Source organism: Neoluteolibacter marinus, assembly GCF_014904755.1.
Taxonomy (GTDB): domain Bacteria; phylum Verrucomicrobiota; class Verrucomicrobiia; order Verrucomicrobiales; family Akkermansiaceae; genus Haloferula; species Haloferula marina.
In genome coordinates, this window is the sequence record NZ_JACZFQ010000117.1 from 1 (window position 1) to 10,222 (window position 10,222).

Below are 10,222 nucleotides of genomic sequence, written 5' to 3' on the forward strand. Positions count from 1 at the left end.
CGCCACCAACCGGATCGTCCTGCCGGTCAAGGCGCAGCGTTCCCGGAACCGGTCGAGCAAAGTCGGGAAGTCGGCGCCGATCATCCCCGCCCACAACCGGAGCCGCGAAAGCACCACGCCGAGCACGGCGGAAAGTTCGGGCGCGTCCCCGCATTCGAGCGCCAGCGACGTCGCGGAATCCCCGAGGCCGGGCGGGAACGCAGTCACGCCCACGTTGATCCCGATCCCGACCACCACGTGATCATCCCCGGCCTCGACGAGGATCCCCGCGATCTTCTTGCCGTCGATCCAGACGTCGTTCGGCCACTTCACGTCCGCTGCAACCCCGTGCCTGTCGAGCGCCTCGGCGACCGCCAGTCCGGCAGCCAGTGACAAGCGGGGCCACAAGATCTTCTTCTCCGCCGGCCGCAGCAACACCGAGAACGCCAGCCCTTCTCCCGGGGGACAGACCCACGCCGCCCCCCGGCGGCCGCGACCCGATTCCTGACGTCCGGCCACGATCACGAGTCCGGCACCGGCGCCCCCACGGGCAGCCTCCCGGACATCGTCATTGGTCGAGCCGGTCACCTCGCGGACTTTGAGCCGGAATCCCTCCGGCAGCTCCGCGTCCTGCCAATCGGGGCTCATTCGCTTTTCACGAAATCGAGCGCCAGGTCCATCGCCTTCACGGAGTGGGTGATCGCGCCCACCGAAATGAAGTCCACCCCGGTCTCAGCAATTCCCGCCACGGTCTTCAAGGTCACTCCGCCGCTGGCTTCCAATTGCGGTGTGGCGCGTTCGCCCCGCATTTCAACGGCTTCCCTGAGCGCGGAAAGCTCCATGTTGTCGAGCAGCAGGTAGTCGACGCCGTCGAGCTCCAGGAAATCCGCGACCTGCATCAAGTCGTCCGCCTCAAGTTCGACCTGAACCCCGGGGTGTTCGGCTTTCAGCCGGCGGATCGCCTCCTGGAGCTCTTCCAATCGTCCTTCCGCGACCAGATGATTGTCCTTCACCATCACCCGGTCATACAGGCCCATCCGGTGGTTGGTGCCGCCACCGTGGGAGACGGCCAGCTTGTCCAGAATGCGCCAACCGGGAATGGTTTTGCGGGTGTCGAGGATCTGCGCGGACGTGCCGCGCACGGCATCGACGTAACGCCGCGTTGCCTTGGCCACACCGCTCATCCGCTGCATGAAATTCAACGCCGTCCGCTCCGCCGTCAGCACCGATCGGGCAGGCCCCTCGATTTTCATGACGTAGGCCCCCTCGGCGATCCGGTCACCGTCGTGGACCAGCAGCTCGGTCTCGATCGAAGGGTCTACTTTCTGGAAAACCCGCTGGGCCACCTCCCCGCCCGACAGCACCCCGGTCTCCCTGGCGACGATGAAACCGGTGGTCCGGCGCTCCTGCGGGACGAAATACAAGGATGTCAAATCACCGGCACCAATGTCCTCAGCCAGCGCCGCCTCGATCAACCTATCCACGGAATCTTCCACGGGCCGAAGCTAGTGCGCCCATGGTCATCCGGGCAATCCAGGAATCAGTCGCCGGTCACGCTCACCACGATCTCCCGCCGGTGGGGCGACCGCCGGTGTTCGAACAGGAAGATCCCCTGCCAGGTCCCCAACGTCATGCGCCCGCCGATGACCGGAATCACCTCGCTGGTCCGCGTCAGCGCCATGCGGATGTGGCTCGGCATGTCATCGGGGCCTTCGTAGGTGTGGATGAAGTAGGGGGTGTCCTCGGGCACCAGATGATCGAAAAACGCTTCCAGGTCCTGCCGGGCGCTCGGGTCGGCGTTCTCCATGATCACCAGACTCGCCGAGGTATGGCGGACGAAAACGGTCACCGTCCCGGTGGCAATGCCGCTGCGGGTGACAATCGCTGCCACCTCGCCCGTGATCTCGCTGGTCCCCTTGCCCCGGGTCCGGATTTCGAATGCTTCGGCGTGCGCTGCCATGCCGGTGATATGACCCCGGACGTCTCGTCCGGCAATGATTGTGATGGAAATCCCGATCCCGCCCGGTAGCTAGGGGCGATGATCAAACCCTGTATCGGCCTCCTCGCCTTCGGCTCCCTAGTCTCCGCGGCCCCGCTCCCGATCGCCATCGGCACCAACACCGGCGGCAGCGGGAAAAGCGAAGGGATCTACCTCTCCACCTTTGACCCCGAAAGCGGCACCATCGGCGAGGTGAAGCTCGGGGCGAAATACGGCAACCCGGGCTTCCTCGCCCTCCATCCGACCCAAGCGCTGCTCTACAGCGTCGGCCGCTCGCCCCATCACCCCAAGGGCACGGTCGCCGCGTTCCGCCTCGGGGAAACGCTGTCCTTCCTGGGCGACGCCCCCGTCGCGGGCGACAATCCCTGCCATCTCGCCGTCGATCCGACCGGCAAGGCCATCGCCGTTGCGAACTACGGCGACGGAACCACCGCCATCCTTGGCATTGATGCCCAGGGAGCCCCCGTCGCGCCCGCAGCGCCGGTCATGAAAGGTGAAGGGACCGGACCCAATCCCGCCCGCCAGGAAGGACCTCATGCCCACGGTGTCTATTTCCAGGAAGGCCTGCTGTTCGTCCCGGACCTCGGCCTCGACAAGGTCCTCACCTTCAAACCCGACATGAAACTCCCCTCGCTTTCCGCGCATACCCCTCCCCATTGGTCGGGTGCGCCCGGAGCCGGCCCCCGCCATATGGCGTTTTCACCCGACGGAAAACATGCCTACGTGGTGAACGAACTGGGCAACACCGTCACCGCCTGCCGCTTCGACAAACAACGGGGCGCTCTAGAGACGATCCACAGCGTCGCCACCCTTTCCGAGGGTGAAGCGGTCCAAAGCACCACCGCAGAAATCGCGGTCCATCCGAACGGCAAGTTCGTCTACGCCTCGAACCGCGGCCACGACAGCATCGCCGTATTTGCCCGCGATGCCGGATCCGGAAAGCTGAGCCGGATCCAAATCGCGCCTTGTGGCGGAAAAATTCCGCGCCACTTCACCATCGCACCCGGCGGCGAATGGCTGCTTTGCGCGCACCAGGAGTCCAACACCTTGGCCGCCCTCCCGCTCGACCCCGCCACCGGCAAGCTCGGTGCTCCCGGCACCGCCGCGGCTTGCCCCAATCCCATCTGTATCATTTTCCTCCCGACAAAGGGCTGAGCGTAAAAACTGACAAAATTCCTCTTGCGCAGGGTCGGCTGAAATGCATCCTTCCGGCCCCGCCGCAAGGCAGGGCCAACGCCTCGATAGCTCAGTTGGTAGAGCAGAAGACTCTTAATCTTTTGGTCCTTGGTTCGAGTCCAAGTCGGGGTACCACTCTTTCTGAATGTCCCCTGTAGGTCACCACCTGCAGGGGATTTTTTGCGTTCGGACAGACGCACGCGACCCAGTGCACATCCCTCGCTTTGTGCGGACAGCTCTTGGCCCCCCGAAAACCCAACCTCGAAAAAACCGGCTCGACTCCGACCTCAGGTCGGCTCTGCAACCTGCTCGTCCGGAGCCACCTCGCTGCGAACTTCTTCCGGCCGCCAATCCTCTTTTTCCTCAGCCGCTACCGCCGGAACACACGGCGGGTCGGCCACGAATTCGAACCCCGTCTCCTTGAGGATCAGGCGTCTGGTAATCGGAGGCTCAGGCCGCTGCATGATCGTCTCTCTGATTTACCTCTCCGGAAGTCAAGTTTGCGCAACGCCGGACTTCGGATTGTCACCCCATCCCACGCATTATGGAATATCCAAGGCGCCACCGCTCGCCGAGTCTCGGCGCCGGATGAACGAGTCAATCCCTTTCAACCGGTTCTTCTCGCCCTTGCCCGCCCTCCTCAAAGTGTCGTGGTTGGCCTTGGGAACGGGATTCCTGCTGCTGGCCACCGGCTATGCGCTGCGCCGTGAATCCTGGTCCATTGCCGGAGGAGCACTCTTCCTGGCCGGCTACGGCATCGGCGTCGCTGATCTCCGATATCGCCGCCACCAACGTGACAAGGCCGCCGGCTTCCATCTCGGCATCGCCGTCGCACCGATTGCCGCGGGCTACTTCCACCTCTTCATGCTCCTGACAGGACTGCTCGGTGCCGGTATCACCGCCGTGATCTCCGACCTCGACCGGGGCCTGATGCTCCGCCTCCTCCATTTTTGGGTCGTGTCCCTGGCTTTCGCGGTCTTCCTGATGCTGACCCGGATCGCGCGGAGACCTGCATCGCATCCCGGGCGATAGCCGGTGCCATTTCCGGCACGAAACATGCACCTGTAGCGGCTCGACTCGCCGCCGGCGGGCCTCCACCCTCCCCGAATCCATGTCCCGCAGAACCAAGATCATCATCACCCTCGGACCCGCCACGGAATCGGAAGAAACCATCGGCCAGCTGATCGACCACGGTGCCAATGTTTTCAGGCTCAACATGAGCCACGCCAAGCACGAATGGGCGCGCGACATGGCACGGCGGGTCCGCAAGTCGGCCGCCGAGCGCGGAGTCCATGTCGCGGTCCTTTTCGATCTCACCGGGCCGTCGATCCGCACCGGTGACCTCGAAAAGCCTTACGACCTGAAAATCGGCGACCTGGTGGAGTTCCGCCAGAGCGATGCCGCCGCCTCGATCGAGCTTTCCACCACGGTCAACTACGGCGGCCTGATGAATGACGTCGAGGAAGGCCGCACGCTCGTCGTCGACAACGGCACGATGCTGATGGAGATCAAGGTCAAGAAGGACGACCGCATCATCTGCGAGGTGAAAACCGCCGGCAAAATGGGTTCGCGTCGCCACATCAACCTTCCCGGCACGCGCCTGAACCTCCCGGCATTGACCGCCAAGGACCGGAACGACCTCGCTCTCGCCGTCGAATGCGACGCGGACTACATCGCCGGTTCATTCGTCCGGGACGCCGCCCATGTCCGCGAACTCCGGGAAGCCGTCGAAGGCCTCGAGGGCGGCGCTCAGATTGTCGCCAAGATCGAAGACCAGGAAGCGATCCGCAACATCGACGCGATCATCCAGGCGACCGATGTCATCATGGTCGCCCGCGGCGATCTCGGCATCGAGGTCGCCTTCGAGGAATTGCCGATCCTCCAGCGCCGTCTCGTCAAGCGTTGCCACGAACTCGGCAAGCGCGTGATCGTGGCCACCCAGCTGCTGGAATCGATGATCCAGAATCCGACCCCCACCCGCGCCGAGGTCACCGACGTGGCCAACGCCGCCTACGAGGAAGCGGATTGCCTGATGCTCTCGGGCGAGACCAGCGTGGGGCTCCACCCGCTGCGCTGCGTCGATGCGCTGGTCAAGATCAGCGGCCGGATCGAGCGGACCGGCGGACTCGGCTACGGCCAGTGCGTGCTGCTGCGCGACGAGCGACAGAAGGCGGCCCGCGCGGCGGTCACGCTGGTGGATTCACTCCCGGATGCCCGCTTGATCGTGCTGACCCGCCGCGGCGTGATGGCCAACCACACCGCGATGCTGCGGCCGCGGACGAACGGCTTTTATGCCTTCACCCCGAAGGAACGGGTCTGCCGCCAGCTCGCCCTGACCCGCAACGTCGAGGCCTTCAAGCTGCCCTTCGCCGCCACCATCGACGAAACGATCCAGCGTGCCGTGGAGATGTTGCGCCAAGGCGACCTGGTGCGCCCGGGTACCCCTTTGGTCATCGTTTCCGACATCCTCTCCGACCACTTCGCCGCGAACTCGATCCTGTTGCATCACGCTTGATGCACCGTGATCTGGTTGAACGGGATGACCCAGCCCTGCGCGTTGCAAACCTCGACGCAGGTCTTCTGGATCAACCGCTCGAGCACGTTGACACGTGACGCGACCTCGCCGGTGAAGTCGGCGAGGATCGCGTAGTCGAGCGACGAGGCCCCGGCGCTGGCGAAGTCGACTTTCACCGAGCGCAGGTTGTCCCGCTCGACGTATTCGATGAGCGCTTTCTCGAGTTCGACCTGGAAGATCCCGGGCACTTCGGTCGTGGCGATGGGCTGATGTTGGTAGTCGATCCCGAAAACAACGCTCACCCGGAAACCCCGCGAGAGATTCTCGGGGTTCTGGCCGATGAAATCCGCCGTGGCGTAGGTCTTCAGGCTCCCGCCCAATCGCAACACGACCACCATCTCCGGGGTCTGCTGGATGACCTTGCCGTAGGTGCCGTCCGACAGCTTCACCCAATCGTCCTCATGGGTCGGGAACCAAGGCTCCTTGCCCACCACGGGCCGCGAGTGCAGCGGCATCACATCGCGCACCGGAAGCCTCAGGATTCCCCCGGCCAGCTCCGGATTACTAAACTCACAGTAAAAATGGAGCCGGTCGACCTTCCAGGGCACGCCCTCGAAGACCAGCCGCTCGCCCTGCCGCACGGAACCGAGGTTCAGGATGACCTTCAGCTGGTCGATGTAGGGTGGCAGCGCCTGCTTCGATGCCCACAGCAATCCCACCAGGAAGATGATCGCCAGGGTGAGGATCAGCCAGTCGCCGCGCAGGTAGAACACCAGCACCGCCGAGAAGAACGCAAGCACCACCGCTGCGGCGGCGGCCAACAGGTCGGACGAACGAGCCAGGAGGCCCTCGCCCTTCTTCCGGTGCATCGGACTGTAACGGCGCAGCAAGCGGTAGAGCCGCCGGATCCCGAAGTAAACGATCAGCGCGATGCCTGTCGCCAGCAACAGGTTCAGTCCCCGGCTGCGCCAGAAATCGGAGATCCCGTTGGAGACGAATTCCCACGCGGTCGGCGTGTTTCTTTCCCGCTCCTCGATCTGGCGCGACAAGGTTCCTGTCTCGCTCCGGGCCTCGTCGAGCCGGCTCGACCAAAGCTTCCGGGCGCTTTCCAGCTCCTTCTTGATCGCTTCATCGTCGGCGGCACCCAGGATTTCCTCCACCCGCTGCAAGGCCGCGTTCGCCAGGGTCTCCCGCTCGCGCCACACGGTCAGCTCCGATCTCAGCTCGGCCATTTCCCGCGGCTTGGCGGTGGCCTCCTTCATGCTGTCGAACAAAGGCTTGAGCAGCTCCTTGACTTCGTTGTCAACGGACGCCGCCTCTTCCGCCTCGCTCAGGTAGGCCTTGTCCTCCACCCCGCTGGAGATGATCCGGAAGTTCTCCCGCAGTTGCCGGATCCTCTCGCGCTGGGCGTCGATCCGCTCGGTGGCTTCCGCCTTCGCGTCCTCCGTCACGGCCTTGGCCAGCTCCGTCCGCATCGCCGCTAGGTCCTGCTCCGCGGTCTTCAACGCAGGAACCAGGCTGCGGAGCGTCTCGAGGTTCTTCGTGACGTCCGCCCTCGGCGGCATCGCCTCCGGCTCCTGGGCAGGCGCGAATCCGGCGATCAGGGCAAACGCGAGGAGGCGAGGGAATAGCATGCGCCCACCCTAGGCACGGGGCTCCCGGTCCTCAACCACCGATGATCCCGTGCCATGCCCACAAGGTCGGGTCGAGCTCGCTCCGCGCCGCGGCCACCAGCCCTTCGGCAGCGGATTCGTCGCGAAGCAGCGCGAACATGGTCGAACCGGAACCACTCATGAGGGCACCCGAGACCTCCGGTCGCTTGAGCAGCCAGGCTTTCATCTCGGCCAGGAACAAGTGTTTCGAAAATACCGGACGCTCGAGATCGTTCGACAACTCTCCCCAAGGAAACACCTGCGGCGCGTAGGAGATCCCGGGTAGTTCCTTGGAATCCAGCCACCTCCGGTAGGCATCAGGGGTTGCCACGCCGAACGACGGCTTCAGCAGCACCACCGGCATGGCCGGCGGCGGGGTTGCAGGTTCAATCACCTCGCCCCGACCCCGGACCCGGGCCGCCGGCGAGCCGAGGAAAAACGGGATGTCCGACCCCAGGCCGGCGGCGATCTCAATCAGACGGCCATTGCCTAACAAGTTGCCATTGAGCTGGTCGAGCGATTGCAAGGTGGCAGCGGCATCGCTGCTCCCCCCTCCCAGGCCGGCACCGTGGGGAATGTTTTTTTCCAGATGGATCGCGACATCACGGGCGAAACCACTGGCCGCCCGGTAGGCCGACAGCGCCTTGATCACAAGATTCGACCCGTCGGCTGGAACCGTCCGGTCGCTGCAGGTGAAGGCGTCCTCGTCCGAAAGCCTGACCGTCAGCCGATCACACAGGTCCGGCACCCGCACCATCAGCGACTCGATTTCGTGAAAGCCATCCTCGCGCTTCCGCAGCACGCGGAGCGAAAGGTTCAGTTTGGCGGGAGCTTCGGTGACGAGGGAGTCGCTCATACGTTTTCTCCACCGACGATGAGCGCCAACATCCGTCCCGTGCAGCCTTTTTCGATCCGATAGCTGTAATGCAGCGAGAGGTCCCTCGCGGTATTGTCGCCGCGGTCGTGAAACTCCCCTACCCCGGCGAGCTGCGCCTGTTCGGCGATCATGGCAGCAAAGTCGATCTCGTAGTCTGGCGGACGGATGCAGGGCCCCAGCACCACCACGAGATCCGCCGGCTTGCTGCCAAATCGATCCGTCATCGTCCGGATCGCCTCCCCCAGGATCCCGAGCTCGGAACCCTTCTTCCCGGAATGCAACAGGCCCACGGCACCGCTGCCGCGGTCCGCAATCCAGATCGCACCGCAATCCGCGACATAGATCCCCAGCAGCTCCCCCGGTTTCGAGGTGACGAGGCCATCGACCTCCGGAACCACCGGCAGGCCGTCACCGGCAAGACGCGTCCCGGAAACCGGCACTTCGGCGACACCGCGGCCATGCACTTGCTCCGCCCGCCACCATCGGTCGGCCCCGAACTCGCGCCGGACAATCGCTTCGTGGTGCGGACGCAAGCGCGCCAGGGTCTGGTCGCGATCCGTCGTCGCTTCCACCCCGTCCAAACGACCGATCCACCCCGCCCGGAAGCCCGCGAGCCGGTTGATGGGGTCCAAAAAAGAGAGCGCCTCCGTCACGGGCACAAACCGTAACGGAGGCGCGATCGATCCGCCAAGGGGTTAATCGGCGGCCTCGTCGCTCACGCGATAGCGCGCGCCCGAATGGCACGCTTCGTATGTTCGACGGCCTCTGCCTGGTCCTCGTCCATTTCGGACAAGATACCTGCGAGGTCCGTGGCAATTTCCTTCCGCATTTTTCCGACCAGTTCCACACCCTTGGTAGTGATGCGAACCATGATCTTGCGGCGGTCTTCCGCGGCGTGGACCCGCTCGACGTACCCAAGCTTTTCCAAACGATCGACGAGGCCAGTGGCCGCGGCGGTCGAGTGACCCATCTTTTTCGCGATATCCGACATCGTCAGATATTCTTCGCTCGAAAGGTAGGCGAGGAGGAAGAACTGGGGGAACGACACGTTGCCTTTGTTGAGTTCGTTTGACAGGTTCAGGATGCAGCTCCGCTGCGTGAACAGGACGAAGTCAGCGAGGCGATCTGCATCGGCATTCAGTGAGGCGCTTGCGGCGCCCGAGGTGCTCAGTTTCATGGCTGGTTGTAGTATTCATCTTTCGGGACATGTAAGGGAGCACAGCCTTTGCGAGGAGGAACCTAACAAGAGAGCCGAACTGTAAGCAAGACCAAATTTCAAATTCTTCGACTAACACCCCAAAAAAAGGCGAATCGTTTTGAAATTCATGGCGTTACCGGGACATTCGAATCATCTTTTTGAAGTTCTGGCTCTTCGGCTGGCTCAATCGGGACGGGGGATTCTACGGCATTTCCTTCCTCATTGGAATCTTTAATAGGACGAAAATATACCGAATCGCCAACTTTCGCCACTCCTGAACGAATATCGGCCGCTGCATGCTGCCCGAGCTTCTCTCCGGTCACCACAAGACTGGAAGTCCCCTGCTCGCCGATTCCCGACAATACCCCGCCTTCCGGCACCCGCCACGGGCCGTAGGATTCGATCAGAACAAAGTCGCCGCCCGGCGGGATGAGGGCGATCCGACCCACCAGCACCGGCTTGGTTTCCGAGTCACCCGGTGGCGCTTCCTCCTCCTTGAAGAGCGAGCACGAAACTGTTAGAAGAGCCAAACCGAGGGCTGAAATCCTGCGCATGAAGGGGATAGCGCCACGCTCCGCCGCTTCGCGCAAGCATCCGGAAGATTTCCTTTGCGAGATGGTTGACGGGTACCGGCCGTTGTGCTCAATCTCCGCGCGACGCGAGTCCCCACGGATCGGTGGCTGAGTGGTCGAAAGTACTCCTTTGCTAAAGGAGCGTACCTCAAAAGGGTACCGAGGGTTCGAATCCCTCCCGGTCCGCCATCACCCCTGCCCGATTTTCCGCGGGCAGGGGTGATGGCGTTTTAGAGGGCATCACTTGTTAGGCG

General features: G+C 63.5%; 11 protein-coding genes and 2 tRNA genes. 5 read left to right on the top strand and 8 right to left on the bottom strand.

The window, feature by feature from the left end; all coding sequences use genetic code 11:
• The 3 genes from IG178_RS22420 to IG178_RS22430 all read right to left on the bottom strand — a co-directional run.
• On the bottom strand, positions 1 to 627 hold a 627-nt coding region (locus IG178_RS22420), incomplete at its 3' end, for a biotin--[acetyl-CoA-carboxylase] ligase (RefSeq protein WP_193214829.1).
• The gene (gene nadC, locus IG178_RS22425; protein WP_193214830.1) at positions 624 to 1,475 is read right to left on the bottom strand and encodes a carboxylating nicotinate-nucleotide diphosphorylase; all 852 of its coding nucleotides are present in this window, start codon (positions 1,473 to 1,475) and stop codon (positions 624 to 626) included. The genes IG178_RS22420 and nadC, both read right to left, overlap by 4 nt.
• Positions 1,476 to 1,519: 44 nt before the next feature.
• A complete protein-coding gene (locus tag IG178_RS22430) occupies positions 1,520 to 1,939 on the bottom strand; it encodes a secondary thiamine-phosphate synthase enzyme YjbQ (protein WP_193214831.1) in 420 nt (139 codons plus the stop codon).
• Positions 1,940 to 2,017: 78 nt separating this feature from the next.
• Here IG178_RS22430 and IG178_RS22435 point away from each other — a divergent pair, with 78 nt between their 5' ends.
• The 4 genes from IG178_RS22435 to pyk all read left to right on the top strand — a co-directional run bounded on the left by IG178_RS22435 (position 2,018) and on the right by pyk (position 5,669).
• Complete coding sequence (locus IG178_RS22435) at positions 2,018 to 3,133, top strand: lactonase family protein (RefSeq protein WP_193214832.1); 1,116 nt, start codon at positions 2,018 to 2,020, stop codon at positions 3,131 to 3,133.
• Positions 3,134 to 3,213: 80 nt separating this feature from the next.
• A tRNA-Lys gene (locus IG178_RS22440) sits at positions 3,214 to 3,289 on the top strand.
• Between the two features lie 453 nt (positions 3,290 to 3,742).
• Positions 3,743 to 4,186 carry a hypothetical protein gene (locus IG178_RS22445; RefSeq protein ID WP_193214833.1) on the top strand — a complete coding sequence of 148 codons (444 nt, stop codon included), beginning with the start codon at positions 3,743 to 3,745 and terminating at the stop codon, positions 4,184 to 4,186.
• A 79-nt stretch (positions 4,187 to 4,265) separates the two neighbouring features.
• Entirely contained in the window at positions 4,266 to 5,669 is a 1,404-nt protein-coding gene (gene pyk, locus IG178_RS22450; protein ID WP_193214834.1) for a pyruvate kinase, read from the top strand.
• Here the strand turns inward: pyk and IG178_RS22455 are convergent.
• From IG178_RS22455 to IG178_RS22475, 5 genes are all read right to left on the bottom strand, one after another.
• The gene (locus IG178_RS22455; RefSeq protein WP_193214835.1) at positions 5,660 to 7,303 is read right to left on the bottom strand and encodes a hypothetical protein; all 1,644 of its coding nucleotides are present in this window, start codon (positions 7,301 to 7,303) and stop codon (positions 5,660 to 5,662) included. The two genes, pyk and IG178_RS22455, sit on opposite strands and share 10 nt — an antisense overlap.
• A 31-nt stretch (positions 7,304 to 7,334) precedes the next feature.
• Positions 7,335 to 8,177 carry a 4-(cytidine 5'-diphospho)-2-C-methyl-D-erythritol kinase gene (gene ispE, locus IG178_RS22460; RefSeq protein WP_193214836.1) on the bottom strand — a complete coding sequence of 281 codons (843 nt, stop codon included), beginning with the start codon at positions 8,175 to 8,177 and terminating at the stop codon, positions 7,335 to 7,337.
• Positions 8,174 to 8,830, bottom strand: a complete 657-nt coding sequence (locus tag IG178_RS22465) for a purine nucleoside phosphorylase YfiH/LACC1 family protein (protein WP_226895690.1) — start codon at positions 8,828 to 8,830, stop codon at positions 8,174 to 8,176. Before IG178_RS22465 ends, ispE begins: the two co-directional genes overlap by 4 nt.
• Before the next feature lie 83 nt (positions 8,831 to 8,913).
• Positions 8,914 to 9,375, bottom strand: a complete 462-nt coding sequence (locus tag IG178_RS22470) for a MarR family winged helix-turn-helix transcriptional regulator (protein ID WP_193214837.1) — start codon at positions 9,373 to 9,375, stop codon at positions 8,914 to 8,916.
• A gap of 146 nt (positions 9,376 to 9,521) precedes the next feature.
• Positions 9,522 to 9,986 (bottom strand): hypothetical protein, encoded by a 465-nt coding sequence (locus IG178_RS22475; RefSeq protein ID WP_226895691.1) that lies wholly within the window; start codon positions 9,984 to 9,986, stop codon positions 9,522 to 9,524.
• An 80-nt stretch (positions 9,987 to 10,066) separates the two neighbouring features.
• Here IG178_RS22475 and IG178_RS22480 point away from each other — a divergent pair.
• Positions 10,067 to 10,157: transfer RNA gene (locus tag IG178_RS22480), tRNA-Ser, on the top strand.
• Positions 10,158 to 10,222 lie beyond the last annotated feature (65 nt).